The sequence below is a fragment of the Paenibacillus sp. NPDC057934 genome (genome assembly GCF_042887565.1).
Taxonomy (GTDB): Bacteria; Bacillota; Bacilli; order Paenibacillales; family Paenibacillaceae; genus Paenibacillus_AQ.
Genome location: NZ_JBHVPB010000001.1, coordinates 590,513 through 616,207, shown reverse-complemented (window position 1 = coordinate 616,207; position 25,695 = coordinate 590,513). Strand labels below are relative to the sequence as shown.

Genomic DNA, 25,695 nt, shown 5'->3' with positions numbered 1-25,695 from the left:
TCACCTCTTCAAATATGAAAGCATAGGCACATACTCAGCCATAATCCCTTCTCCATCGATCAGCAGATCGCCAAGCATGTCCATCGCGATATCGTTAATTTCGTCCATCAGCAGCTCAGCCATGGTGCCGTTGACCGCTGCCAGCTTTTGTACCTCATGCCAACCCCCGTCCCCGATGAGGGCTAACACTGCGTCCCGCTGGAGAGGGCTCAATGCCGCAGCAAAAGGCACCCATTCCGAATCTTCGGCTGTCTCTTCATTGCGTGAGTCCCCCTCTTCTGAGGAGGCCTTACTTACAGGATTTATTATGCACTCCGTTGTAGCATCATCAGCGGTGACCGATGCCTCACGCTCGTTCCCGGTCTTTTCACTCAGACCATTGCTCTCGTATTCATATAACTTATCACTCTCATCATAGCTCTCATTCACATACGCATTAACGCTCTGTGACTCGTCATTGGTCTTCCCGCTAACTTCTAGAAATGCGTCGCCAACATTCACTGCCCCCGGTTCAGACCAGGCTACAGCCTCTACCTCTTCAGTATACCCCAAATCCTGGACGGTGAGCAGAGTGCGCACAACGTCAGAGTCTGCCTGCAGCCGCTCCAGCTTCTCTGCGTCAATGACAACTGCGGGTCCCTTTTCTTCCTGCTGGGCTCTATGAAACTCCCGCTGAAGGTACTGAGAGACCAACTCTTCCATGTCAGCATCCAGCTTCACACCCTTCAACCTGCCCCGGAAGCCCATCAGCTCACGCAGTTTGTTCTCAGTTAACCGGAACAGACGTGTTACAAGACTACGCAGCGGAAGAGACTTGCTGATCCGAACTACCGGAACGAGCACGGAGTAACCGTACAGTGAAATATCATATACTGCACTACGGAACAGGTAGCGCTCTCTTAGCACAGGCGCCCCAGGCGGGAACATTTCCACCAGCGACTGTCCATGCTTTCGCATCACATAAGCATCGATTAATGATACAACCTTGGGAATATATAATTCAGCAGCTTCCTGGCCTTCGCCGGTGAAGAATTTGGACTTGCTGATGTCATAGTCTGACATGAAGGTTAGCACAGCAAAGCTCAACTGTTCCCTGGCCGAAGAGAGGCAGCGCATTAGTTCCAGTTCAGCAAGGTCTCCTGCCAGTCCCCGGGAACGGGCTACAATCAGCGACAGTGGAATCTCCAGTTTATGTACGAAGGAAAAATCAGCAATCCAGCCACCCATATACTGATCCAGTCGCTTGAACTTATCCCGATACGCTTCCCATATTCGGCATAACTGCGTATATCCATCCTGCGGATCATCCCAGCCAACACCATTAATCAATTCATACACATGCAGAAAAACATAAGACAAATCGGTAGCCGGATATCGCCCCTCACGAACCTCACCACGCCAGAAGAAATACCATTTGCTCTGTGCCCCCGTCATATGACCATAGTTCGGCCAGTAACTCTTGAACGGCACGAAGAGTGCTGCCTCTCCCTTAACCTCTACAAGTTCCCGTGCCCGCTGTACGAATTCACTCTCTGTCGTGGTCACAGGCTCCTGCGTCTCTGCATCCCAAAGCTGCAGTTGTTCAGCAGTCTCCGGCAATTTCGGTTTCTTCTCCTTCGAGGTAGAACGCTGCGGCTTCGTCACGGCAGATCGTTCCGGTACAGAGGCTGCTGCCGCTGAGGCATCCCGTGGCGGAATGGCTATATTCTGCTCCGTGCTTTCCCATACCCATTCCGAGAAATGCGGCTTCTTTCCATCGCTCATATGTTCTCCTCCCTCCACTTGACCCGGCTAATATTAGAAAAAACGGCCCTGTTCACTATCGTGAAAGAACCGTCTCCATGCTTACTCAAGGTCTTCTTGTAATGCGCGCAGCGCAGCCTGCTTTATTCCAGCTCTATTCCTTTGGTTTCTTTACCTAGCAACAACACCGCAACAGCACCTACGATGATCGTTGCGAAGAACAGCATAAAGATAGAGCTGATCTCCACGGATCTTGCTACCAGCATCCCGACCAGCAGTGGGGCGATAATCCCCCCGATCCGTCCAAAAGAAGTAGCTAAGCCTGCCCCTGTCGAACGAATAGACGTTGGATATAACTCCGGCGTGTAGGCGTACATGCCACCCCAGGCACCAAGATTAAAGAATGACAGGCAAATACCCGCTGCCATCAACATCCCTTCCGTCGTGGCGTTACCGAACCAGGCAGCGCTGACTGCCGTGAACAGCAGATAAATCACCAGCACGAACTTGCGGCCGAACTTCTCTATAAAGTAAGCGGCAGTGAAGTAGCCCGGCAATTGGGCTAATGTCATGATCAGCACATACTCGAAGCTTTTGACCAGACTGAAGCCCTTGAGCACCATAACTGTAGGCAGCCACAAGAACATACCGTAATAAGAGAAGACGACCGTGAACCACAAGATCCAGAGCATGATCGTCGAACGACGATATTCCGATGACCAGACAGTAGCTATACGACTCTTCAGAGAGACTGGCGCTTTCCGGATTTCTGCAAACCTGGGAGAATCGTCAATCGCCCGCCGAAGATAAAGAGCATATAGCGCTGGAACAGCCCCAATTGCAAAGGCTACACGCCAACCGTAATCAGGAATGACGAAGAAAGCAATTAGCGCAGAAAGAATCCAGCCTAATGCCCAGAAGCTCTCCAGCAGCACCACGGCACGGCCTCTCTCTTTGGCAGGCATGCTCTCTGATACCAAAGTAGAGGCTACTGGCAGCTCTCCGCCAAGCCCAAATCCAGCTACAAACCGAAGAACACACAGGATAGCAAATCCTGAGGCAAAAGCGGAAAGTCCGCTCGCCGCAGAGAAAATCAACAATGTCCACAGCAGCACCGATTTCCGCCCAAAACGGTCCGCCAAGATTCCCGCTGCCGCTGCTCCCACAGCCATTCCAATAGAGTTGATACTAGTTAAAAGTCCAATCTGCTCCGGCCCGAGCTTCCATTCCTTGGCCAATGCCGCAACGACAAAAGAAATCATCCCCACGTCCATCGCGTCGAACATCCAGCTTAATCCCGCGCTGAACAGCAGCTTTCGTTGCTTCGGATTCCGCAGCAGCGTCATTTGATTCACGTTCATGCCCCCACTTTCCAATCTCTCGACTGTTAAATCTTACCCTGATTATTGCTCATACACATTTTAGAATCGAAGTGTTCAAAAATCAAGGAATAACACCGCATTAAAATACTGTTTGGCCAGCGACTGGAAGTAACAGGTCTGTACAGAAATGGCGGCTACCAGCAGCGCGTTCTGTACCATTTCCCGCTGGGTTTTGCTTAGATGATTCAACCGGGTCAGGATGCCTTCCGTTGCTCTGGCGAGCGAGCTGTCCTTCCAGGTATTCTTGTGCAGATCCCGTCCCCCGATTCTTTGGGTATGCAGCACAGGATTACTCTTGATTTCTTCAAAAAGACCGGCATAAGAAGAGTACATCTGCGCAGGTTCAATGAGATCATCATCATCGCGCTCCGGCATCAGAAATAACAGCTGGAAAAGCTGACGAATGCTCTCAAAATCAAGTGCTGATTTCAGATCATCTATCATAAACAGCAGTGCTGCTTGGTTAAATGAATACTTCTTCCCTGCTTTTGGAGAACCTAAATATTCTTTAAAGTCGCGCTTCACCCAGTTCTGCATCGCTGTAACCGAAAGGTTCGAATACTCAATCAGATGACCCAGTGCTGCGATCTCTCCAAGGGAAAGGCCCTTAACAGTCCCTCCTTTGATGATCTTATGCAGGATAGGTGGAATATCAGTAGACAAAAAGGCCGGCAGCGTCGTACCACTCCGTACCTCATCATGATGAAATTTAGTCCAGGCTTCCTGCAGGATATTCAGCGGTTTCTGCGGCGAAACACCGGTGAGCGAGAGCAGAAGACAGGACATTTCGATACGGGTCAATGTGAATGACTCCATGTCAGTATCCCTCCTTGTTTCCCTTCAAAAATAATGTAAATCACTTACATTTGATATTTCAGCGAAAAGTTCGTAAAATTGGTTCATAAGAACTCATAATATGAGTATAACCTATTTAAGGAACGAAAGGGATGGTAAAGATTATATGGGTATAGGACTTAGTTTGACGTTGGTGGCTATTTTAATTATTTTCACCGCTTTTTTTGTAGCAACGGAATTTGCAATGGTAAGACTGAGAGGCAGCCAGATTAGCCAAATGGTGATTGAGGGACGCAAGAACGCTATCTCCGTACAAAAGGTTGCCGCTAATCTAGACGGATATTTGTCTGCCTGTCAGCTCGGGATTACAATCACCGCACTCGGTATCGGAGCACTGGCAGAACCTGCTTTCGAGCATCTGCTGTTTCCGATATTTCACTGGATCGGTCTCAGTGAGAGTGTGAGTAAACCGCTTGCCTTTGCACTCGCCTTCTTGGTGGCGACATTCCTGCACGTCGTTGTCGGTGAACTTGCACCGAAGACTGCTGCTATTAATGTACCGGAGAAAATTGCACAAATTACAGCCCCACTGATTATTTGGTTCTACAGAATTTTGTACCCGTTGATTTGGCTCATGAACGGTTCCGCTAATCTTCTGGTCCGTTTGTTCGGTATGAAGCCGGCCAGCGAACATGGAGACGCCCATTCGGAGGAAGAGATTCGTCTAATTCTGTCCGAGAGCTACGAGAGTGGCAAAATCAACAAAGCGGAATACGGGTATGTTAACCGGATTTTCGCTTTTGACGAAATGCTAGCCCGTGAAATCATGGTTCCCCGGACAGATATGGTCTGCTTGTTCACCAATCATTCTCTGCTGGAGAATTTGGATATTATCCGTAAGGAACAGTATACCCGTTTTCCTGTGGCGGAAGGCAACAAAGATAATATCATCGGTATGATCAATACGAAGCAGCTTTTCTTGCAATATGATAATAATCCTGACTTTGACTTTAAGGGCCTCATTCAGCCAGTACTGACTGTGTCCGAAGTTACTCCGGTCAAAACGCTCCTGACTCGTATGCAGGTCGAGCGTGTGCATATTGCCCTTCTGCTTGATGAATACGGCGGCACATCGGGACTTATCACGATCGAGGATATTCTTGAGGAGATTGTCGGGGAGATCCGCGATGAATTCGACGGTGACGAACGCAAGAATGTGGAGAAGCTTGCTGACAATGACTACCTGTTCGACGGTAAGGTCTCTCTCCTGGAAGTAAAAGAGATTACGGGTCTTGACTTCGGTTATGAAGAAGTTACTACCATCGGAGGCTGGCTGTACAGTCACTTGAGCGATCCCGCTGTCGGCCAAAGTGTAGCTTTAGAACATGCGACCCTGATCGTACGGGAGATGAACAGACACCGTATTCGCAAGGTGGAGATCCTTATTGAGACAGCATCGTCTGAGGAACAAGAAATCTTATAATTTATGTGATTAACTATTAATAATATAAAAAGGGTTGGGCAGATTACACTTCTGCTCAACCCTTTTTCAATTGCTGAATCAGCCCTGCTCTGGTTTAGTCCTACTACTCCGTATTACTTCGAATCTACCCACGATCCCTTACACTGACTGATCCTATGTATGTATACTCATTAATTCTCATCATTACTTAAAAGTTTGCTCATATAGTATTCATCCACCCATTGCCCGTCCACTTTAAGCGATTTTAGCTTGGTTCCCTCAATGGAATAACCACTCTTTTGATACAACGCCACCGCTTTTTCATTATGAGTCATTACAGTTAGTTCTAGTCGAACGATCCCATTCTCCGCAGCCCAAGTGTCCACTTCCCGGAATAATCCACTTCCAATGCCGAGACCCTGGTATTCTTGGAGAATACCAATGACAATATAGGCACTATGACTGTTCCGCCGGACATTCCCTCCTCGCACAGACAGATAACCAACTAGACTGCCTTCTGCTTCGGCTCCGATCAGCACCGAGGTATCTGAAGCTGCCACACTCGTGAGCATGTCCACCAACTGATCTACCGTGGTCCTTCGCTCATCCGGCTCAAGTAGCATAAATGAAGATTCCTGATCCAGACGGTGTTGCAGGTTCAGCAGTTCTTCGGCATCGCCTGGATGTAGTACTCTTAGTGTAACCATCATTTTCACTCCCCCGGTCATTCTTAATGTCCGTCAGTATTTCTGCTCCACTGGACATCACAAAATCATACGCTGCATCAATGTCTCTCGCCAATCTGATTACAATTCGATAAAATACACCTTTTTCCTCCTGTGCTTAGTGAAGCTCTGCGGAGTTGTGTTATAATCTGGTCAGCAACTTTCCATTATGAACCGTCAGGAGAAGAATTACATTGGCCAATCTTAACTTAGGCAGTCCTAAACTTACGCCACCCAAAATATTATCACTCGGCTTTCTGCTGCTAATCGCAGTAGGGACCACCCTGCTATGCTTGCCAGCTTCATCGACAACGGGAAGGATTCACTTCATTGATGCTCTGTTCATGGCTACTTCTGCCACCTGTGTAACAGGACTAGCTGTGATTGATACAGGAACCCAGCTGACCACATTCGGACAGATTGTTCTTCTGGTGCTGTTTCAATTCGGTGGATTGGGATTCGTCACCATGGCCACACTCATTACGCTGGTTCTGAATAAGCGCATATCCCTCAAAGAACGCCTGTTACTGCAAGAATCCATGAATCAGAACTCTATGCAGGGCATTGTCCTTCTCATTCGCAGAGTTCTGCTCTATTCACTCGTGATCCAGCTATCTGGTGCTATTCTGCTGGCTGGTCGGTTTATGCTGGATATGCCAATAGGAAAAGCTGTATATTACGGGATCTTCCATAGTATCTCGATCTTTAACAATGCAGGCTTTGATCTCTTCGGGGATATTCACGGTCCGTTCAGTGGACTGACCAGGTACGTAGAAGATCCTATAGTCAATATTATTTCGATGCTGCTCATTTTTCTGGGCGGGATTGGATTTATCGTCATGGCTGATGTGATAGACTTCCGCAAGCGCAGACGCCTTACGCTGCACTCCAAGGTTGTATTGTCTGCTTCCGCTGTATTAATTGGGCTTGGGGCAGTTATCTTTTTCGGGCTGGAGCTGAACCATACCCTGAAGCCACTTCATGCGGGCGGTAAGGTAATGGCCTCATTTCTTCAAGCTGTAACACCACGTTCAGGCGGGGTGACTACCATCGATATTCCGTTGCTGCGGGAATCCACTCATTTTCTGCTGATTCTCCTGATGTTTATCGGCGCGGCTCCGGGATCAACGGGCGGAGGGATCAAGATTACAACCTTTGCGATTCTTGCTAGTGCCGTATATGCACGATTGCGGGGCAGAGAAGATATCATTATGTTCCGCCACCGTATCTCGAAAGACAACGTCTACCGGGCGATTACCATGACCCTGCTATCCCTGATGCTTGTGGTAATGGCTACGATGCTGCTGTCCGTGACAGAGCGAGCAAGCTTCCTTGCTGTGCTCTTTGAAGCGGTATCGGCGTTTGGAACTTCTGGCATCACGATGGGCCTTACTCCTGAGCTAACCACGACCGGCAAAGCGCTCATCATCATCCTGATGTTCGTTGGACGGATCGGGCCACTCACACTCGCCTACGCCTTGAAGCCGAAGAAGAGTAAAGAGTTGTACCGTTATCCTGAAGGAAATATTACTATTGGTTAAAATATAAGTGCTAACTTGGATGCGGCGCAGGTAAGAATAGATAACTGCACCTGCATCCAAGTTATTACTTTACCCTTCCTATACTTCCTGAACTTCAATAGCTGCATCTAACAGCTGATTGAAGATTTCATCGTTCTCCTCCAGCAAGGTATCCGTCTGAAGAAATTGCTCCTCACTTCCCGGCTCTCCGGCAAAGCTGAGGCTGTAATCCCACTCGCTCCCCCTTTTACTATAGAACGTAATCTCATACGGAGCAGTATGATTCTCCAATGTAAATACCGTTCTCCCTACAAAACTTCCATCCTCGCTGCGGCGCATTTCCGCGCTTACAATCTCAGCTGTCATCCTAATAAACACCCTTTCCAATGATTGTTGCTTCACTACACCAGTATAGCATTGAAATGAAAGCAAATCCCGCCTTCCCTTAGCATAATTGACTTTTTTCATCCGGCGGTTAATAATTTAAGACAACCCTTGTAAAGCATTAGATTAAAGGTAAATGGAGGAAATCTATATGAGCGATTTTCAAACAAAGCTTAACAAATATGCCGAGCTTGCAGTCAAGATTGGCGTCAACATTCAACCAGGGCAAGCCTTGGTTATTAACGCTCCCATCACCGCAGCGGAATTCGTCCGTCTTGTGGCTGAGAAAGCCTATGGCGTTGGTGCCAGCCTGGTTAAGGTGAACTGGAGTGATGAGAGCATTACCCGTCAGACTTTTGAGTATGCTGCACCGGAGACCTTTACCAAGGCTCCAACCTGGTATGCTGGTGAGATGACCGAGTTCGCTGAGAACGGAGCAGCCGTGATGGCAGTCATCTCAGAGAACCCGGACGCGCTGAAAGGCATTGATCCGGAACGTATTGCTAATTTCCAGAAAACACGCGGCGCCGCACTGGCCAAATACCGTGCTTACCAAATGTCGGATAAGATTAGCTGGAATGTCATTGCCGTTCCTTCCCAGCCTTGGGCAGACAAAGTGTTCCCTGAACTGCCAGCAGAAGAACGTGTAGCACAGCTATGGGAAGCTATTTTCCATACCGTACGCATTGATCAGGAAGATCCGATTGCCGCTTGGCATGTGCATCTGGACAATTTGGAGAACAAAGCAAATGTGCTAAACGCCAAAAAATATAAAAAACTGCATTACATAGCACCTGGTACCGACCTGACCATCGAGCTTCCAAAAGGTCATTTGTGGGCTCAGGGTGACAGCATCAACGCGAAAGGTCACAGCTTCGTCGCCAACCTTCCTACCGAAGAGGTCTTTACAGCTCCACTTAAGACCGGTGTAAACGGAGTCGTTAGCAGCACCAAACCGCTTAGCCACGGAGGCAACATTATTGACAACTTCTCCCTGACTTTTGAGAACGGCAAGATTGTTAGCGTAAGCGCGGAGAAAGGCCAAGAGTCCCTGGAACATCTAATCAGCATGGATGAAGGCGCCAAATATCTCGGGGAAGTGGCATTGGTTCCACATCACTCCCCGATTTCGGAATCCAACATCCTCTACTACAATACATTGTTTGACGAGAATGCCTCTAACCACTTGGCTATCGGCATGGCCTATGCCTTCTGTCTGGAGGGTGGCAAAGAGATGGACGAAGAACAGCAAATTGCTCACGGACTGAACTCCAGTGTTACGCATGTCGACTTCATGATCGGCTCTGGCGATATGGATATTTATGGAATATCCGAAGACGGTACTCGGGAACCTGTTTTCCTCAAAGGTAACTGGGCTTTTTAAACGAATTTAAAGGATAAGGGGACAGGATGTCATGTTGAGTTTCAAGCAAAAGCTGGAGAATTACGCACTGCTAGCTGTAAAAATCGGAGTGAATATTCAGCCAGGACAGACGCTGGTCGTCAATGCCGACATCACCTCGGCAGAATTGGTACGTCTCGTCGTACGCAACGCTTATGAAGCTGGAGCCCAGTTGGTAAAGGTCAATTACAGCGACGAGGTAGTTACTCGTACTCGTTATGATCTGGCACCATCGGAATCTTTCCTATTGCCGCCAAAATGGCAAGCCGATGAGCTGGAGGACCTCGCCAAGAACGGTGCAGCATTTCTGAATATCGTCTCTGTAGACCCGGACTTGCTGGCCGGAGTAGATTCAGAGCGTATTGCCAACAATCAGCGGACGAGCGGGCAGGCGATGGCGGCGTACCGTGAGATGCTGATGAACAATTTTGCAAGCTGGAGCATTGTAGCCTTCCCATCCCCTTCATGGGCGGCGAAGGTGTTCCCTGAAGCGCCTGCGGATCAGCAAGTCGACTTACTATGGGAGGCATTCTTCAAAGCAGTACGCGCCGATCAGGAGAATCCGGTTGAAGCATGGACCCTGCATCTGGACGGCTTGAAAGAGCGTTGTACGTTCCTTAATGATCGCAAGTTCCACAAGCTGCACTACACTTCGCCGGGAACTGATCTGACCATCGAGCTGCCGGAAGGTCATATCTGGTGTCAAGCTGGAGCAGTAAATGGCCGCGGAGTTCCTTTCCTGGCCAATATCCCTACAGAAGAGGTGTTCACCGCACCTTCGAAGAATGGTGTCAATGGTACCGTTAGCAGTACGAAGCCACTCAGCTATGGCGGCAATATTATCGACAACTTTACACTGACACTTGAGAATGGCAAGGTAACTGATTTCACGGCCGAAAAAGGTCAAGAAACGCTCGCTGCGCTATTAGCAATGGATGAAGGTGCCTCCTACCTCGGTGAAGTGGCGCTTGTACCCTTCCATTCTCCGATTTCAGAGAGCGGTATTCTATATTACACAACCCTCTATGACGAGAATGCTTCATGCCACCTGGCTTTGGGCGCAGCTTATGCCTTTACGTTACAAGATGGCATCAAGATGACGAAGGAAGATTTGGCCGCCAAAGGCATGAACCAAAGTCTTACCCATGTCGATTTCATGATGGGTTCACCGGAAATGAATATTGACGGAATTACGGATGACGGCAAAGCCGAGCCGATTTTCCGCAACGGCAACTGGGCATAATCACTTTTGGCACAGGATAATAAAAAGCCAGTCAGACACAAATTTGTGTCCGGCTGGCTTTTTATTGTGCTTTTTCACCCTTGCACTGCAAATTTATGGGATATCAATCTGTTCAACTTAAGATCAAAGGTTGGCCTTATGTGTACGAGAGAAGCCTTTCAGTCTGTAGCAAAACATCTATTGTCAAGAATTATTTTCCGTCAAAAGCCCATAAATAACTTAAATTTAAATATTTGTTCAAACTATAGCCACATATTTGTTGATATTAGTTCACAGATATGTCACAATACAGTTAAGGCTTCAACTTCCAAGGAGGAGATTATCATGATGAGAGACCCGCTGTCTGAAGACTTCGAAGCGAAGGAACAAGAACAGGTCCTGGTTCAAGAATCTGTCGATCCACGTATCACTGCCTCCAATGCCATCAAGTACACGGCTTATGTCATGTTGTTCTTCGGGTTACTGTATTTCCTTACAGCCTATCTGGGTCCTATGCTGTAATGAAACAGTCTTTACGTTTTTCTATAGAAAGCGCTTACGGCTAATAATGCTTCCGAAATGGAGCGTTACTAGCCGTTTTTTACGTATACCGTGTATTTTCGGTACGTCTTACCAAGACATAGTCTTGTTCATCCAGGCGATTGCGGACGGTGTCCAGACCTCTGCCATCCTGGAATGCAGCCACTGGATAGCCTCTTCCCGATTACCGTTAAAAGGAGTAATCCCGTTCTCCTCCATCCAATGAGCAACCGTTTCATACGAGGTGCTGTTCCAGCCATTCTGCTCCCCTTCTGCGTTTACCCGTTCCTTCACTCCCGAAATCACAATATCCAGAGATCCTTGAAGCTCAGTAACTGCGTTATCAAAAGGGGTCTTGTTCTCCTTGGCCTTCATTTCCGCATCAGCACGCAGTTTGCGTGTCTCGATCCCCTGCTCCTCTCGTATAATCTGGAGCAGCTTCAGCACCTCTCTACTGGCTAATCCATCGTTATAACGTTCTTCTAGCGGCAAACTACTACCGGCGGCAGCCACATAAGCAGGGAACCACTCCCGAGAGACCAACACAGCTTTCTTCTTGATGAACTTGCCATAGCCTGCTAATCCTTCGCCCGGAAATTTCACTCTCCACTTCCAGGGGTCCAGCTCAGTGTCGCTATGCCAGTTCTCAGTCTTAGTAACACCATTCAAGGATGGATGATCGGGGATCAAGGTAGCTAGGGGCAAGATCCCCACTTTTTCCAGCAAATCTGCCGCATCTTCAAATGTTGTAATGATGGATTGAACAACGTTGTTTTCCATTTCATACGCTCCTTTTCCATGTACGTGTCTGACAAAGGCTCGTTATCTAGATTCATGCTTGCCTGGAATGTTCATCTGCCCGATCCCTGTGATGAACGCAGTAATGAGGCGGGATAGACTAACGCTAGAATCCAGCGGCATCCCGAAGCCGCCCTCCTGCTCAATGGAGGCAAAACCATGCAGAATGCTACGAAGGCCACGTACGGCATGTATCTCGCCTTCCTTACCCAGATTATAACCCTGCAACAGATTAATAATCAGGGATAAAATACGCTCGCTGGCCGCCACAAGCTCAGCGTTATTCGGATCTGGGGAGGACAGCGTCGTTTTGTACAGACCCGGACGGCTTCTTGCAAACTCGACATAGGCGCGGCCCATCGCCTGAATCGCTTCATCACCGCTTAATCCCTCCGCTGCGGAAGCTACCGCTGTATATAGCTCCCCCAGTCCATAGATGGCTAATTGGGTGCGTAGACCCTGTAAACCATGGATATGATTATACAACGAAGGCGACCGGACACCCAGTCTAGCTGCCAGGCGTGCCAGCGTCACCTCTTCAATGCCCTCCTCGTCAGCAATCTCTGCTGCGGCTCGGACGAGTATATCGACATCTAATCCTGCTCTTGGAGACATACGTTCACCCCTTCCCTAAAGCTTTCTCTGCCCGGAGGATTGCCCGTTGCAGCTCATTGGCTGGATCTTCCATCCAGTTACCATGCCCAGCAGCAATAAGAGAGGGCTTGAGCTGTAACAGCTTGCGGGCACTCGAGAGAGCTATCTCCTTGTGCCAAGTAGCCAGCGCCGGGAACGGAAATAGTGGTACTATTGTTCCTGATACGACAAACCCTCTGAACATCTGGACCGCATCACCGACGATAACGGCACCGCTGCGCTGATCGATGAAAGACATCGAACCCGGGGTATGGCCGGGTGTGCTAACTGCTTTTAACGAGCCAATCATATCCCCTTCCTGAAGCAGTACATCCGGTTTGGTGGTGATCTTCTTAGGCACACTACCCTTGATCGGGGTCTGCGGCTCATCTGCCCGGAGTGAGCGGTCCCCTCGGAGCAAGGCAGCATCCCGCTCGGAGATATACACCTTAGCGTCTGCATAATGCTCCGCTACCTCATCCAGCGCCCCGACATGGTCGCCATGGGCATGAGTCAATATAATACGGTTAATCTTCTTCCCCAGCTTCTCCGCTGTGCCAATAATCCCTTTAGCACTAAACGGCATTGCTGCATCAATCAGTGTCAATCCGTCTTCTTCTTCGACCAAATAGCAATTCACCGGAAAAAAGGATGGCATCCAGGTCAATTGTAGCAAATGTCCCTCTTGTAATACTCTCATGTGTATTCCTCCCTAAAACTAATATCATTAGTTATAATATAAACTAATATGATTAGTTTTTCAAGAGCAATTATTATTTCTTGACTATAGGCCAGAGATTTGCTGCTGCCGGCAAGTTAATCGGCTTCGGTGGGTGTCAGCGGATGTCATTGCGTGTTATTAGATGATTTTAATTGATAATATTTTGAATATCCTTTATATTTTTGATTGTCACGAATGTCAATGAAAATGAGGGATCCGCAACATGTCACCACGTACAAAAGAACAAAATGAAGAAATCCGTAAGCAGCGTTCACAAGAGATCTTGCAGGCAGCCATTCTCGTTTATGCTGAAAAAGGTTACGTGGCAGCTGAGATCGGTGAAGTAGCGGAACGGGCAGGTATGGCGCGCGGACTGGTTTACCACTATTTCAAAAACAAACAAAACTTGTTTCGCGAACTCTACGAGTACATGATGGACAGAACGCAACGTTTTACAAAGTCCCATTTCGAGCAAGAGGGTTCATCACTTGAACTGTTTAGCCAGTATGCACGAATAGTCTGTAAGCAAGTTCTGGATGAACCTGCAGTCTCCCGCTTTTATATGCGAATCAGTATGGATGTGCATTACTTTTATACGGATGAACCCTTCTCTCCGTTCGAGTGGATGAAAAGCTTCTTGCAGCCGATGACCCATGCCGTTGAGATAGGCATCATTCAAAAGACGATTCGTCAGGGGAATGCCAGCCTTATGGCTATGCAGTTTTGGGGTGCTGTTTCACAAGGGATGAATTATTTAGACAAGTTACAACAAGATCTCTTCGCTCAAGGGGCTTCGGAGCTTGCGATGAAAGAACAGCTAGAGATGCTTCTAGAGCAAGTGATTGAATCGGCTGTAGCGGTAGTGAGACCTCAGTAATTTTTTCACCCTTATGATTGACACACATGATAGTCAAAAAAAGGAGCGATTAAATGACATTAGTAACAGTGAAGCAACATGATTTCGATTCATTGGATGATGAAAGACTCGGGTGGATATGCATGGAACCAACCTTTCTACAAATTCGCGGAAAAGACATGACCGTAAAAACACAAGTAATATCTCAACTCACCACGGGACAACAGGCCTTGTGCATGTTTAGAGTATTGTACGATCATGCTAAAAACTCGGTCAGTGAGTATTATGCTTGGATATCTATTTTGCTAGATACACCGGGGTATTGGTCTGGTGTGACAGATGGCTTGCGGTTCTTCAGCGATACTTCCATGATCACCCTGCTTGACGAAACCAAAGAGGTTCTTGAAATGAGGAACCGCAGCTTAGGTGTTGACTGGAGTGACGCTACTTTTAAAGACTTGGATCAAGATCATGAGCTCTTAGCCACTGTTACCCTTTTATTCGAGCGCTTCCTGAGGTTGTCCCAAGGTAGTCTGCAACAAATTAGCGCGTATATCGCCTAAACCCTCAAGAATTTGTAATAATCGAAAACTAGAAACAATAGAAAATTAGAATCTGATTGTTCGTTCGAACTCCCCATATATATGGCCTATGTAAAATAGAAAATAAAGAAACCCCCTGTGTGTTCAGGGGGTGACAGTTTAATTGATCGTCTATATAGAACGCATTATCAAACAAACATAGCCAATAAAAAAGAGAGCTTATATAAGAAGGATCGAAGTGAAATTAACGGCATTTTCGTACCTTAAATTCTCTTCAACTAAGGGTTAATGGAGATTAAGTGCAATATTGTACCTTAAATCTTCTAGAATGCCCCGTTCAGCGTGCTTTTTCGAAAAATAAGATACATATATGCCCTTATTTTCCTCATTCAACTATATTAAAGGAAAATAAGGTGCAAAAATGCCGTTAGTTGGGGAAGTGCCCCCTTTTTTCACAGTTAAAACGACTGGTGAAGGGGAATATATCGCTTCTATTGAAATCGCTGGATTTGAACAACCATGGATTATAGGTCTTGTTGTCGACAGTCTATGTTCCGGTGCTAGCTTTCGTATGGAAAGCTTCCAGCCTAGCACTTTGCGCCTACAGTTCCAAACTCCCCCCGTTCGCTCATCTTCGCTTTTTGTTAATTTCTTTTGTTCGGATCATGTAACGTGGACTCAGACGGTTATTCTTTTTCCACAATTCTACTCCAGGCTTCCACTCTCCGGATAGCTGTCAACCACCTGCAGCAGCTCTACAGCTTCGGTCCGTGGACGGCTGGCTGGCACGACTTCCGGGTAACCGGCATGAACCATGGCTACGATCTTCTCACCTGGCTTTACGCCGAGCTTGCTCCGGAATTCAGGTGCGTAAATATAAGGGTCGGTCTTCCAGATCGTACCCACACCCTTCTCCCATGCTGCCAGCTGGAAGTTCTGCACCAACGCAGAGACTGCACCATAATCATCATCCCATTCCCGCTGACGCGGATCTTCCGGCATAACCACAATAATGGTTAGCGGAATGTTGGAGAGATATTCTTTACGTTTAGCTGCAAAGTCAGGATCAGCCGCCCCACGCTTGATCAAAGAAAAAGCTGCATCACCGAGAAACTTTGCCCCTTCTCCCTTAAACGCGATAAAGCGCCATGGCTCACGCAGTCCGTGGTTTGGAGCCCATACTGCAACATTCAGAAGTTCTTCAAGTAGCCCTTCCGGCAGTGGGTCAGACTTGAATTGTTTGATAGAGCGACGTTCCTTGATTATAGCAGCAATGCTATTTGCAGATGTCGATTGTGATTCCGTCATAAATAGTTCCTCCTGGTTAAACAAAATAGTTGAGAATGATTATCAATTATCATACATGATCCTTGCTTACTTTGCAAATAACCTTATTTTCATGACAATCACTATTAACCGTATAACAAAAAAACACCGCTCCAGCAGAGCGGTGTTTTCCACTTCATAATAATCAGCCAAAACGGCCCATTATGTATTCCTGTGTCATTTGATTCTCAGGGTTGGAGAAGACCTTCTCCGTCTTGTCATGTTCAACCAAAGAACCGAGGTAGAAGTAAGCGGTGTAATCCGAAATACGTGCAGCCTGCTGCATGTTGTGCGTAACGATAACAATCCGCAGGTCCTCTCTCAACTCTTTGATCAATTCCTCGACCTTCCCTGTAGATACAGGGTCCAATGCTGACGCTGGCTCATCCAGCAGCAGAATTTGCGGATTAACAGACAACGCACGTGCAATGCACAGACGCTGTTGCTGACCACCCGAAAGTGCCAGGGCCGAATCCTTCAGACGATCTTTCACTTCGTCCCACAGGGCGGCACGGCGCAGACTGCTCTCCACGATCTCATCCAATGCCTGCTTACCTTTAATGCCATGATACTTTGGTCCGAAGGCAATATTGTCATAGATGGATTTGTAGAATGGATTTGGCTTCTGCCAAACCATCCCGATTTTTTGCCGCAACTTGATTACATCTGTACCTGGAGCGTTGATATCTACGCCGTCAATCCAGATGCTGCCTTTGGAAGTGGAACCCGAAATCTCGTCATTCATCCGGTTGAGCGAACGAAGAAAGGTGGATTTACCGCAGCCCGAAGGACCGATGAGTGCAGTTACCGTGTTTTCCGGGAAAGGTAGGCTGATTCCTTTAACGGCTTCATAAGACCCATAAAAAATACTCAATTGTTCGGTCTGAAAAGAATTTTTGCTAGCGGTTGCTGTTGCTCCCATCGCTTACTCCTCCTACTATTCTCTGATCTAATTGGTATACCTGCTAGTTCATACGCTTAGAAGCTGTGAGTTTACGGTAAATAAAGCGGCCGAAGTAACGCGCGGCCAGGTTAAAGATCAATACAGTAATAACCAGCACAGCCGAAGCTCCGGCAGCGATTTGTACCGCATCGGGAGCCAAGCCTTCACTATTTATTTTCCAGATGTGTACCGCAAGCGTCTCTGCGGGCCGGAATGGATTCAGCGGCGAAGACGTGCTGAGTGGATTCCAGTTCCCGAAATCAAGACGTGGACTGCTCATTCCTGCGGTGAACATCAGTGCTGCTGCTTCTCCAAACACCCGGCCTGCCGACAGGATTGTTCCTGTGATAATCGTTGGCAAAGCTACAGGGAACAGGACTGAGGTTACGATTTTCCATTTGGACAATCCAAGCGCAAACCCTGCCTCTTTCTGCTGTTTTGGAACCGTGCGGAAGGCCTGCTCCGTAATCCGCACCATTAGTGGCAGATTGAATACCGTCAATGCCAGCGCACCCGATATCAGAGAGAATCCGAGGTTGAAATAGTTCACGATCAGCAGGAGCCCGAACAAACCCACTACGATCGACGGGAATGAGGACAGAACCTCTACGATCAAGCGGATGAATGCGGTAAGCTTGCCAGGACGTGCATACTCTGCCATGAAAATTCCTGCGCCCAGACCCAGAGGTACTGTAATCAGAAGGGTCAAGAACAGCAAGAATATTGAGTTGAATAGCTGCGGCCCGACTCCTCCGCCTGCCCGGATTTTCTGAGGTGCGGAGGTCAGGAAGTCCCAACTGATATGACTAATCCCGCGCATTAGAATGTAGCCTAACAATGCAACTAGGATACCTACAATAAGTAGTGCGAAAAACACAATAAGCGTGGTAGCGATTTTGTCAGCGGTTCTCGGCTTCAAATTTTATTTCTCCTTTCAAGCAGTCTTACGAGGAAGACGAATACAAATGTCATCAACATAAGAACCAGTGCCATGCTCCACAGCGCATTATTGTGCGGTGAGCCCATAGTGGTATTGCCCATTCCAAGTGTAATGACACTCGTCAGGGTAGAAGCCGATTCGAACAGCGAGCGCGGAACGAACGGCGCGTTACCAATAACCATTTGTACAGCAAGGGCCTCGCCAAAGGCGCGAGCCATCCCTAGTACTACCCCTGTCATAATCGCGGGCAGGGTTGTAGGTATGATGACGCGAGAAATCGTCTGCCACCGGGTAGCTCCAAGCGCAAACGAAGATTCCTTCAAATTTTGCGGCAAAGAAGACAATGCATCTGCAGCCACGCTCGTAATTGTCGGTAGAATCATAACCGATAAGACAAGTGCGCCTGCAGCCACCCCGATGCCCTGGCCCGGAAAGATATTGCGAAGCAGTGGCACAATTACGCTTAAGCCAACAAAGCCGTATACTACGGAAGGAATACCGGACAACAGCTCAATAACTGGCTGAAGCAGTTTTTTTCCCCAACCTGGAACGATTTCGGTCATAAACAATGCTGCACAGATACTGAGCGGGCTAGCAATCAATGCTGCGAGTAGAGTAACCAGGAACGACCCGGAAATAAACGGAAGTGCACCGAAAGATGGTGTATCCCCGTCCGGCGACCATTTGGTACCAAAGAAGAACTCGGATACGCTTGTAGTCCCACTAATAAAGGTGGACAGACCTTTGGACGCCACAAAATACACCATTGATACAATGATGACAATTAATAGCGTTACGCAAAAGGACATATAAGTACGTCCGATGAAATCTTCTATATGATGTTTTTCAATACGAGATTTGTTTGCTTTCACCTTGAAATGCTCCCTCTTTCTAAAGTGAAAAGAGAGGCAGAAGGGTTCCGCCTCTAATCACATTGAATTTCTACTGAAGAATGCTTGGTCGTGATGTTTATTTAGTCGTTACATTACCTTTGACATCACGAGTAACTTGCATCTTGGAAGCTGGGATGTATCCAAGCTCTACTACATCGCCGCTTTGCACTTCGTCAGTCAAGAAGTAATCAAGGAAAGCTTTAACCGTTTCGTTTGGCTCACCATTTGTGTACATGTGCTCGTAAGCCCATACTGGATATTTACCAGCAATAACGTTGTCTACAGAAGGTTCTACACCGTCATAGCTGAGTGTTGTCAAAGAGTCATCAAGGTAGGACAGTGCAAGGTATCCGATAGCACCTGGTGTTTCGCTAACAAGCTTCTTAACTGTACCGGAGGAATCTTCTTGAATAGATCCTTGAAGATCTTCAGTCTTCGTTCCCAGTGCGAAGTTCTCAAAAGTCGCACGCGTACCGGAGCTGCCTGGACGGTTGATGATTTGAATCTTCTCGTCTTTACCGCCAACTTCTTTCCAGTTCGTTACTTTGCCAGTGAAGATGTCAACCAATTGTTGTTTGGTCAAATCTTTAACACCAACTTCTTTGTTTGTAACTGCTGCAATCGCAACTACGGCTACTTGGTGGTCGACGAGTGCTGCTGCTTTATCAGCGTCAGCGTCTTTCAGCTTCTCTTCTGCAAATACATCAGAGTTACCGATATCTACTTGCTTCTCAGCAACTTGAGTCAAGCCTGTACCGCTACCGCCGCCTTGTACTTGAATGTCTACGCCTTTGTTGCTCTCCATGAACTTCTCTGCAACTTGCTCAACGAGCGGCTGCAATGCTGTGGAGCCCGATGCCAGAACCGAACCTTTTAAATCGGCACCGCTGGTTTCAGTTGGTGCGTTTGTTGCGGAAGTGTTACCTCCACCATTATTGGTTGTTGCATTATTTGCTCCGCAAGCCGAAAGTGCCAGTACGCTAGTTAAAGCCAGTGTCATGATCCAAGATTTTCTAAATTGCATTATTGTTTGTCTCCCCCTAAAGTTGTTGTGGAGCAATTGCTCCCACACGCTTGACCACCACAATATGCAGTGAAAGCTGACGTCTTGTTGTATTGCCTTGGCAGCATTGTGTCGCCTTTGACTCTTCCTATTCTAGGGCTCGTTCGTTAGAGAAAGGTCCTCGTTGTGTAAAATGAAAGATAAAAATAACAACATAATTTGTATAGCAACATAGATATAATCTATAATAAAGAAACAACTGCTTAATATTCACCGTTTTTAACAACATTTTCCCGGGGGAACATCATGAATATTATGAAACTCCACATCGTAGTGTTAATTGAAAAATACAAAAAGGTTACAGAGGTTGCCGCCGAACTCGGGGTCAAACAGCCGACGGTTTCCTTCCATATGAAGAATCTTGAGACTGAACTTGGTACTCCATTATTCCAATATCGCAGTGGTCGGGTGCTGCTGACAGAAGCTGGCCGGACCTTGTATCAATACGCTGTAAAAATCGTTGCACTCGCTGCAGATGCCGAGCGCAGCGTCAAACAGTTCTCCTCTCCTTCGCAAGGACAACTTAAACTGGAATCCAGCTATATTCCTGGCAGCTGTGTGCTTCCAAAAGCTATGTCACAGCTGATGCTGGACTTTCCCGGTATAGAATTATCCATATCTGTACATGCAGACCGGGAACTGCGAGAGCGGCTGCGGGTTCGGGAAACCCCGGTAGCGCTGCTGCACACCAGCGAATATAATGACGATACCTTTCATTTCCAGCGGATCGAACAAGACGAGCCTGTGCTGATCTTTGCACCGGGACATCCTTTTGAAGAGAATCCTGAATTAACTGCAGAGCTGGCTGTGCGTGAGCCTTGGGTACAGCATGCAGCCGGTTCCGCTTTGCGCGGTTTCGCAGACAAATGGGCACAGCTCAATAGCGTCCGTCTGTGGAACCGTACGATACTGGATTCACCGGAGCTCATAAAAAGCCTCGTCAGTGAAGGAGGTGGCGTAGCGATCTATTCCAAAAAGGGAATTCAAACAGAGGTCGCGCAACATCGCTTGTGCTACGCTCCTCTGCCGGGCATTCAGCCAGAAAGAGGCGGTTTTTTCATCGCATGGCGCAAAGACCATTTGCTAACTCCGCTGGAACAAGCGGTTCTGGACTATTTTGCACAGAGGTCAGCGCAATAATACAAAAAAAGGTCCGGCACATAGGAAACTATGCGCCAGACCTTTTTTATATAGAAGCAGGATTATGCCTGCCCTGCTTTTTCCGCCACCAGCGTGAAGGTCTTGGGAATGCCCTTATCATATACATCCGAAGATAAATTGGGCTCTTCAACCAGCATGGTGATGACAAGTCCGCTGGCTGCTGCTGCCGTGACGATTTCACCTAGTGTCCAGCGACGCCAGTGCACCACGCTCTTCTTCTCGCCCATTCCGCCCGCTGAGGCAGGTAGGTACTTGGAGTAAGATACGATTTTCTCCTCCAGCCCTGTGTCAAAATAATCGCCGCTCACCTTATGCTTGCGGACTTTTGCTGTAGAGCCTTTGGAAGAGATCAGCTTCGTAGTTATTGGATGAAAATCGCGCAGAACGAACCGTCCGCCCGGAGAAAGCAGACGATAGGCCGTGTCCATAAAAGGAGCAAGATCCGTGAAATAGTGGACGATTCCCTGTTCAGCAAACACGATATCATATGAAGCCTCTGCGACTTCCGCCGGAAGATTCAGCACATCCGATACGTGATAGGTTAACTGAACTTCGGCCGCCGAAGCGAGATCCTTCGCATAACGGGCATTGGCTTCGGAGAAGTCGGCCACCGTCATCTCTGCACCAAGCAAAGCAAGCGCGACTGCCTTCATACCATTGGAGCCCATAAGATTCATTATTTTCTTCCCGCTAATCTCGCCAAAATAGGATGAGATCGGGTACAGCTTGGCTAACGGATCTTTCGCTAGTCTGGCTGCTGCTTCCGCCGGGGTACCGAACCGACTTGTCCAGGCGGCATAGGTATCCTCATTCCAGGATTCTTCGCTAACCGATCCAGCCTGCACGCCTGCTGTCGGTTCCGATTCTTGATGCTGGTTATTCATTAAATTGTGACTCCTTTTGTCTAATGTTAAAAAAAGCTCCTATTAACATGCATTCTCCAGTGCAGATGGCACCGGGTCTGCTTTCTTTCGTTCAGACCATAAATAAACAGCCATGCCGCTCATTACGAGCAGTCCTCCCGCCCACTGTAGAATACTCAAATTTTCGCTCAGCAGCAGGTAAGCCAGAATACTAGCTACAACCGGTTCAGCCAAAATGCTCATAGATACTGTGGTTGCGGAGAGATATTGCATCATCCAGTTAAAGAGGAGATGTCCGAACACTGTGGGAATTATGGCTAATAGTAAGAAAATTTCCCACTCCTTGGGCGGATAATCGAAGAAAGGAATGTCCATCACCAGATTATAGATGCCAAATACAACCGCCGCTACACTGAAAACAATCAGGCTGTACAAATAGGAGGGCATTTGGGCTACAAGCTTCTGACTGATCAACATATGTACAGCAACTGCAGCTGTCCCTAGGGCCGAGAGTAGATCACCCTTCAGGTTATCAGCAGAAACCCCGATGTCACCCCAGCCGATAAAACATACTCCGCCGATAGCAATAGCTACACCCAACATAGCGGAAGCTGCTGTCTTTTCCTTATAAAGCACATAAGCACCCAGCATGATGAATACCGGCTCCAATGCCATAATCATCGTTGAGCTTGCTACGGAAGTATACGACAACGAACCCATCCAGAGCAAAAAATGCAGTGCCAGCATTATACCGGAGAAAACAAGCAGCATCCAGTCCGTTCTGCGCAGCTTATGAACCGCACCGCTATGCGGGCGAGCAAAAGGCAGCATCAACAGCGAGGTGAATAGCAAGCGGTACATCCCTTGCACTGAAGCCGGGGCATCAGACCATTTAATGAAGATGGATGAAAATGAAATGGCCATAATTCCGATCACCATTAACAATGGAATAGGAATCGGTGGCCTCTTGGTAGTCATAATGTGAGAGTATCCTTTCGTTACTGTAAAGTTACATATGTTAATGTATCGCAAAACACGAAAAAATACAGCCCTTTTTCATAATTTTCATTTCATGTTAGAACTCTACCTCACTCTCCAGCTTCAGTTCTGCAAATCTCCCTCCCAGAATGTCATTATGGTGACTGACGATGTCTTTCCCGCTCAATTGTTCTGTATCAAATGTACTGTGGGCATCTTGGACGAGCACACTCTCGTAGCCCAAGCTATAAGCGCGTCTGGTTGTGGTATCTACACAAAATTGGGTCTGCATGCCGACAATAATCAGTCGAGTGATCCCCATCTGCTGTAGCGTTTCATGCAGGATTGTACGGTGAAAAGCATCCCAGGTCGGCTTCTCAATAATCCGCTCTCCCTCTTGGGGCTGAATACGGGCGCTAATTTGCCAAGTTGGGGAATCCCTTGTGAATTCTTCATCTTCTGTATGCTGGATATAAACCACCGGTGTGCCTGACAGTCGCGCTTTATCAAGCAAAGAGATAATCCGGTCCATAACGCGCGGCCCTTCATACAGTTCTTGTCCCGGGTACGAAAACATCGCTTCCTGAACATCAATTATTAACAATGCCGTATCACTACTCATAGGTTTAACCCTCCAGGTAAATGAATAAATAATACCGTGATTATACCAAAAAAAATACAGCGTCTATATAGAACGCATTTAAAATAACAAACATAGCCAAGAAAAAAGAGAGTTTATATACGAAGTATCGAAGTCGAAGTGTAATTAACGGCATTTTTGTACCTTAAATCCTCTACAGCTAAGAGTAAATGGAGATTAAATACAATACTGTACCTTAATCTTCCAGAATCACTCAACCAGCGTACCTTTTCGAAAAATAAGATACAATAATGCTCTTATTCCCCTCATTTGCCTATATTGAAGAAAATTAAGGTACAAAATTGCAGTTAGTTGGGAGATAACCCCTCTTTTCCACTCGCAAGACGACCTGGTGAAGGGGAATACGTCCCTAGTGGTTGAAAACTGTCGACAGTCTATGTTCTGGTGCTAGTTTTCTTATGGAAAACTTTCAGGTGAGCACTGTGCGCCTACCGCTCCAAAAGCCCTCCCGTTCGTTCATCTTCGCTTTTTGTTAATTTCTTTTGTTCAACTTAAATAATATAAAAAAAGCGTTCGCACCTCTCACTCATCGAGTGTATGGCACGAACGCTTTTGCCTAATTAATTATTCCGCGGCTTTATTCTCCGACAGCTTCTCTAGATCACCAATCAATTGATCCAAGCGCTCGAAGCCAGATACAACTTCATCGACGATCATCTTCTGCTCTTCGACACTGGCAAGAATCTCTTCAGACGCCGCACTGGATTCCTCGGTTATTGCAGAGATGGAATCCACCTCAGCCACAATAACCTCGGATGAATTGCGAACCTCAATCGACTTCTCTTCCACTTCTTCGGCCTGCTTCATGACCTGAGTCGCAATTTCAGACAATTCGCGGAATACGCGCTCGGAATGCTTGACAGTGGATTCACTAGATTCGATCATTGATTTGCCTCGTTCCAATTGGGAGGACAACTGCTCCACCTTGACTCTAAGTCCATCCAAGCGACCAGAGATCTCTACAGCAGACTGATGGGAGTTCTCGGCAAGCTTTCTGACCTGTGTCGAAACAACCGCGAATCCACGTCCTTGCTCTCCGGCCCGGGCGGCTTCAATCGCCGCATTCAGGGCAAGAAGATTGGTCTCGGACGCGATAGACTGAATCGTTGTTACAATCGTACCAATACTATGATTCTGTTCATTCAGCTCCTGCATCGCTGCTGTAATATCGTCCATTACAGAGCTGATATCAGTGATGCTTCGTGACAATTCCCCGATCTGCTCATTTCCGCGTTCCGCTGACTCAGCAGTAGTATTGGACAATTCACGCATGACTACCGAATTATCGGCAACCAGTTGAATGGCAGTATTGGCGTCTCCAAGGGCCATAGAGATATCACTGACACTGACCGTCTGACTCTCGATACCTTTGGTCATTTCCGTGAACCCAATGGTCAATTCACCCGTAATATCGCCGGTAACCATAACATTCTTTTGCAGTTGACGATTGAATGTTGCCATTTCGGTAATGGATGTTTTCATTTGATCCAGCAGCTCTTCAACATTCTTTTTGGCCAACTCGGAGTTAAGCCTACCTTGGTAGGCATTCATCATCATTTGCCGTGAAAGGACCGACAAGATTATCAGAAGTGCAAACGCGATGAATAACTTAATGTTATCTGCCCATTCATAGTTTGCAAACTCTGTAGTAGCTGGATAGAGAATAAAATAATTAACCTGAATAAAGCTAATGATCGCATAGGTTAAAACAGGTTTGTAAGTCGGGTAAAATACAAGAAGAATCCCGAGACTCAAATACGAAAATAAGTTGGGTTGCAAATAATTAATAAAAAACATAAATCCACTTATTATTAAAACAACTATGTAAGACAGCAATTGTACGGCAACTTTTTTGCGTACCAGTACAAAAAAGACTACGTTCGCGATAATCGCTACAACGAGCGTAGTTATAGCTTCCGACATTTCCTGACTGAACACAATCAGTGGAATGACTGTTAATGTAATAAATAATAAGATAAATCTCATAATCTTGTTGCGCTGATGAGTCAACTCTTGCTCATAATCCGTATAACTTTTGGTCTTATTTGTTCTTGATTCATTCATAATTCGACTTTTTGTCTTCATCCAAATCGACATTCTCACTCGCCCTTTCATGTTAGCGCATTATATCTGCACTATTAT

At 47.1% G+C, this 25,695-nt stretch carries 25 protein-coding genes; 8 read left to right on the top strand and 17 right to left on the bottom strand.

Annotation, left to right across the window (positions count from 1 at the left end; genetic code table 11):
- From ACFVRY_RS03010 to ACFVRY_RS03000, 3 genes are all read right to left on the bottom strand, one after another.
- Positions 1–1,764, bottom strand: a complete 1,764-nt coding sequence (locus tag ACFVRY_RS03010; RefSeq protein ID WP_387497118.1) for a TerB N-terminal domain-containing protein — start codon at positions 1,762–1,764, stop codon at positions 1–3.
- 122 nt (positions 1,765–1,886) lie between these two features.
- Positions 1,887–3,089, bottom strand: coding sequence for an MFS transporter (locus ACFVRY_RS03005; RefSeq protein WP_387497741.1), 1,203 nt, complete (start codon positions 3,087–3,089; stop codon positions 1,887–1,889).
- 90 nt (positions 3,090–3,179) lie between these two features.
- On the bottom strand, positions 3,180–3,941 hold the full coding sequence (locus ACFVRY_RS03000; RefSeq protein ID WP_387497115.1) for a DUF1836 domain-containing protein: 762 nt from the start codon (positions 3,939–3,941) through the stop codon (positions 3,180–3,182).
- 145 nt (positions 3,942–4,086) lie between these two features.
- On the opposite strand from ACFVRY_RS03000, the gene ACFVRY_RS02995 reads away from it, so the two are divergent.
- A complete protein-coding gene (locus ACFVRY_RS02995) occupies positions 4,087–5,403 on the top strand; it encodes a hemolysin family protein (RefSeq protein WP_387497112.1) in 1,317 nt (438 codons plus the stop codon).
- A gap of 170 nt (positions 5,404–5,573) precedes the next feature.
- Here the strand turns inward: ACFVRY_RS02995 and ACFVRY_RS02990 are convergent, their stop codons facing one another.
- Positions 5,574–6,092, bottom strand: a complete 519-nt coding sequence (locus ACFVRY_RS02990) for a GNAT family N-acetyltransferase (RefSeq protein ID WP_387497109.1) — start codon at positions 6,090–6,092, stop codon at positions 5,574–5,576.
- Between the two features lie 209 nt (positions 6,093–6,301).
- On the opposite strand from ACFVRY_RS02990, the gene ACFVRY_RS02985 reads away from it, so the two are divergent.
- A complete protein-coding gene (locus ACFVRY_RS02985; protein WP_387497107.1) occupies positions 6,302–7,648 on the top strand; it encodes a TrkH family potassium uptake protein in 1,347 nt (448 codons plus the stop codon).
- A 78-nt stretch (positions 7,649–7,726) separates the two neighbouring features.
- On the opposite strand, the gene ACFVRY_RS02980 is transcribed toward ACFVRY_RS02985, so the two are convergent.
- A complete protein-coding gene (locus ACFVRY_RS02980) occupies positions 7,727–7,993 on the bottom strand; it encodes a hypothetical protein (protein WP_387497105.1) in 267 nt (88 codons plus the stop codon).
- Positions 7,994–8,162: 169 nt separating this feature from the next.
- Between ACFVRY_RS02980 and ACFVRY_RS02975 the strand changes: the two genes are divergently transcribed.
- The 3 genes from ACFVRY_RS02975 (at position 8,163) to ACFVRY_RS02965 (ending at position 11,157) form a co-directional block, all read left to right on the top strand.
- Complete coding sequence (locus ACFVRY_RS02975; protein ID WP_387497102.1) at positions 8,163–9,395, top strand: aminopeptidase; 1,233 nt, start codon at positions 8,163–8,165, stop codon at positions 9,393–9,395.
- Positions 9,396–9,426: 31 nt separating this feature from the next.
- On the top strand, positions 9,427–10,656 hold the full coding sequence (locus tag ACFVRY_RS02970) for an aminopeptidase (RefSeq protein ID WP_387497099.1): 1,230 nt from the start codon (positions 9,427–9,429) through the stop codon (positions 10,654–10,656).
- Between the two features lie 324 nt (positions 10,657–10,980).
- A complete protein-coding gene (locus tag ACFVRY_RS02965; protein ID WP_387497096.1) occupies positions 10,981–11,157 on the top strand; it encodes a hypothetical protein in 177 nt (58 codons plus the stop codon).
- 108 nt (positions 11,158–11,265) lie between these two features.
- On the opposite strand, the gene ACFVRY_RS02960 is transcribed toward ACFVRY_RS02965, so the two are convergent.
- From ACFVRY_RS02960 to ACFVRY_RS02950, 3 genes are read right to left on the bottom strand one after another with little or no spacing between them, the layout of a single operon-like run.
- Positions 11,266–11,955, bottom strand: coding sequence for an AlkZ-related protein (locus tag ACFVRY_RS02960; protein ID WP_387497093.1), 690 nt, complete (start codon positions 11,953–11,955; stop codon positions 11,266–11,268).
- Between the two features lie 42 nt (positions 11,956–11,997).
- Complete coding sequence (locus ACFVRY_RS02955) at positions 11,998–12,588, bottom strand: TetR/AcrR family transcriptional regulator (RefSeq protein WP_387497091.1); 591 nt, start codon at positions 12,586–12,588, stop codon at positions 11,998–12,000.
- Positions 12,589–12,592: 4 nt separating this feature from the next.
- Positions 12,593–13,306, bottom strand: a complete 714-nt coding sequence (locus ACFVRY_RS02950; protein WP_387497088.1) for an MBL fold metallo-hydrolase — start codon at positions 13,304–13,306, stop codon at positions 12,593–12,595.
- A 244-nt stretch (positions 13,307–13,550) separates the two neighbouring features.
- Between ACFVRY_RS02950 and ACFVRY_RS02945 the strand changes: the two genes are divergently transcribed.
- On the top strand, positions 13,551–14,204 hold the full coding sequence (locus ACFVRY_RS02945) for a TetR/AcrR family transcriptional regulator (protein ID WP_387497085.1): 654 nt from the start codon (positions 13,551–13,553) through the stop codon (positions 14,202–14,204).
- Positions 14,205–14,257: 53 nt separating this feature from the next.
- Positions 14,258–14,746 (top strand): hypothetical protein, encoded by a 489-nt coding sequence (locus ACFVRY_RS02940; protein ID WP_387497082.1) that lies wholly within the window; start codon positions 14,258–14,260, stop codon positions 14,744–14,746.
- Positions 14,747–15,430: 684 nt separating this feature from the next.
- Here the strand turns inward: ACFVRY_RS02940 and ACFVRY_RS02935 are convergent.
- From ACFVRY_RS02935 to ACFVRY_RS02915, 5 genes are all read right to left on the bottom strand, one after another.
- The gene (locus tag ACFVRY_RS02935; RefSeq protein ID WP_387497079.1) at positions 15,431–16,033 is read right to left on the bottom strand and encodes a nitroreductase family protein; all 603 of its coding nucleotides are present in this window, start codon (positions 16,031–16,033) and stop codon (positions 15,431–15,433) included.
- 163 nt (positions 16,034–16,196) lie between these two features.
- Positions 16,197–16,973, bottom strand: a complete 777-nt coding sequence (gene pstB, locus ACFVRY_RS02930) for a phosphate ABC transporter ATP-binding protein PstB (protein WP_066369557.1) — start codon at positions 16,971–16,973, stop codon at positions 16,197–16,199.
- A gap of 43 nt (positions 16,974–17,016) precedes the next feature.
- A complete protein-coding gene (gene pstA / locus ACFVRY_RS02925; protein ID WP_066369567.1) occupies positions 17,017–17,913 on the bottom strand; it encodes a phosphate ABC transporter permease PstA in 897 nt (298 codons plus the stop codon).
- Positions 17,910–18,806 (bottom strand): phosphate ABC transporter permease subunit PstC, encoded by an 897-nt coding sequence (gene pstC / locus ACFVRY_RS02920; RefSeq protein WP_066369576.1) that lies wholly within the window; start codon positions 18,804–18,806, stop codon positions 17,910–17,912. Before pstC ends, pstA begins: the two co-directional genes overlap by 4 nt.
- A gap of 97 nt (positions 18,807–18,903) precedes the next feature.
- The gene (locus ACFVRY_RS02915) at positions 18,904–19,851 is read right to left on the bottom strand and encodes a phosphate ABC transporter substrate-binding protein PstS family protein (protein WP_387497075.1); all 948 of its coding nucleotides are present in this window, start codon (positions 19,849–19,851) and stop codon (positions 18,904–18,906) included.
- 285 nt (positions 19,852–20,136) lie between these two features.
- Between ACFVRY_RS02915 and ACFVRY_RS02910 the strand changes: the two genes are divergently transcribed.
- Positions 20,137–21,030 carry a LysR family transcriptional regulator gene (locus ACFVRY_RS02910; RefSeq protein WP_387497072.1) on the top strand — a complete coding sequence of 298 codons (894 nt, stop codon included), beginning with the start codon at positions 20,137–20,139 and terminating at the stop codon, positions 21,028–21,030.
- Between the two features lie 62 nt (positions 21,031–21,092).
- On the opposite strand, the gene ACFVRY_RS02905 is transcribed toward ACFVRY_RS02910, so the two are convergent.
- The 4 genes from ACFVRY_RS02905 to ACFVRY_RS02890 form a co-directional block, all read right to left on the bottom strand.
- Positions 21,093–21,935, bottom strand: a complete 843-nt coding sequence (locus ACFVRY_RS02905) for a class I SAM-dependent methyltransferase (protein ID WP_387497069.1) — start codon at positions 21,933–21,935, stop codon at positions 21,093–21,095.
- A gap of 42 nt (positions 21,936–21,977) precedes the next feature.
- Positions 21,978–22,892: a DMT family transporter gene (locus ACFVRY_RS02900; RefSeq protein ID WP_387497066.1), complete on the bottom strand. Its 915-nt coding sequence runs from the start codon at positions 22,890–22,892 to the stop codon at positions 21,978–21,980.
- A gap of 97 nt (positions 22,893–22,989) precedes the next feature.
- Positions 22,990–23,514 carry a cysteine hydrolase family protein gene (locus ACFVRY_RS02895; RefSeq protein ID WP_387497064.1) on the bottom strand — a complete coding sequence of 175 codons (525 nt, stop codon included), beginning with the start codon at positions 23,512–23,514 and terminating at the stop codon, positions 22,990–22,992.
- A gap of 603 nt (positions 23,515–24,117) precedes the next feature.
- Positions 24,118–25,638, bottom strand: coding sequence for a methyl-accepting chemotaxis protein (locus ACFVRY_RS02890; RefSeq protein WP_387497061.1), 1,521 nt, complete (start codon positions 25,636–25,638; stop codon positions 24,118–24,120).
- Positions 25,639–25,695 lie beyond the last annotated feature (57 nt).

Excerpts from the sequence above, each read along its gene's own strand:
- ACFVRY_RS02990 (WP_387497109.1), bottom strand. The coding sequence starts at position 6,092 with ATGATGGTTACACTAAGAGTACTACATCCAGGCGATGCCGAAGAACTG.
- ACFVRY_RS02970 (WP_387497099.1), top strand. The coding sequence starts at position 9,427 with ATGTTGAGTTTCAAGCAAAAGCTGGAGAATTACGCACTGCTAGCTGTA.
- ACFVRY_RS02915 (WP_387497075.1), bottom strand. The coding sequence starts at position 19,851 with ATGCAATTTAGAAAATCTTGGATCATGACACTGGCTTTAACTAGCGTA.
- ACFVRY_RS02965 (WP_387497096.1), top strand. The coding sequence starts at position 10,981 with ATGATGAGAGACCCGCTGTCTGAAGACTTCGAAGCGAAGGAACAAGAA.
- ACFVRY_RS03005 (WP_387497741.1), bottom strand. The coding sequence starts at position 3,089 with ATGACGCTGCTGCGGAATCCGAAGCAACGAAAGCTGCTGTTCAGCGCG.
- ACFVRY_RS02995 (WP_387497112.1), top strand. The coding sequence starts at position 4,087 with ATGGGTATAGGACTTAGTTTGACGTTGGTGGCTATTTTAATTATTTTC.
- ACFVRY_RS02935 (WP_387497079.1), bottom strand. The coding sequence starts at position 16,033 with ATGACGGAATCACAATCGACATCTGCAAATAGCATTGCTGCTATAATC.
- ACFVRY_RS02975 (WP_387497102.1), top strand. The coding sequence starts at position 8,163 with ATGAGCGATTTTCAAACAAAGCTTAACAAATATGCCGAGCTTGCAGTC.
- ACFVRY_RS02895 (WP_387497064.1), bottom strand. The coding sequence starts at position 23,514 with ATGAGTAGTGATACGGCATTGTTAATAATTGATGTTCAGGAAGCGATG.
- ACFVRY_RS02950 (WP_387497088.1), bottom strand. The coding sequence starts at position 13,306 with ATGAGAGTATTACAAGAGGGACATTTGCTACAATTGACCTGGATGCCA.
- ACFVRY_RS03010 (WP_387497118.1), bottom strand. The coding sequence starts at position 1,764 with ATGAGCGATGGAAAGAAGCCGCATTTCTCGGAATGGGTATGGGAAAGC.
- ACFVRY_RS03000 (WP_387497115.1), bottom strand. The coding sequence starts at position 3,941 with ATGGAGTCATTCACATTGACCCGTATCGAAATGTCCTGTCTTCTGCTC.
- pstB (WP_066369557.1), bottom strand. The coding sequence starts at position 16,973 with ATGGGAGCAACAGCAACCGCTAGCAAAAATTCTTTTCAGACCGAACAA.
- ACFVRY_RS02945 (WP_387497085.1), top strand. The coding sequence starts at position 13,551 with ATGTCACCACGTACAAAAGAACAAAATGAAGAAATCCGTAAGCAGCGT.
- ACFVRY_RS02900 (WP_387497066.1), bottom strand. The coding sequence starts at position 22,892 with ATGACTACCAAGAGGCCACCGATTCCTATTCCATTGTTAATGGTGATC.
- ACFVRY_RS02940 (WP_387497082.1), top strand. The coding sequence starts at position 14,258 with ATGACATTAGTAACAGTGAAGCAACATGATTTCGATTCATTGGATGAT.
- ACFVRY_RS02905 (WP_387497069.1), bottom strand. The coding sequence starts at position 21,935 with ATGAATAACCAGCATCAAGAATCGGAACCGACAGCAGGCGTGCAGGCT.
- ACFVRY_RS02910 (WP_387497072.1), top strand. The coding sequence starts at position 20,137 with ATGAATATTATGAAACTCCACATCGTAGTGTTAATTGAAAAATACAAA.
- ACFVRY_RS02980 (WP_387497105.1), bottom strand. The coding sequence starts at position 7,993 with ATGACAGCTGAGATTGTAAGCGCGGAAATGCGCCGCAGCGAGGATGGA.
- ACFVRY_RS02955 (WP_387497091.1), bottom strand. The coding sequence starts at position 12,588 with ATGTCTCCAAGAGCAGGATTAGATGTCGATATACTCGTCCGAGCCGCA.
- ACFVRY_RS02890 (WP_387497061.1), bottom strand. The coding sequence starts at position 25,638 with ATGAAGACAAAAAGTCGAATTATGAATGAATCAAGAACAAATAAGACC.
- ACFVRY_RS02960 (WP_387497093.1), bottom strand. The coding sequence starts at position 11,955 with ATGGAAAACAACGTTGTTCAATCCATCATTACAACATTTGAAGATGCG.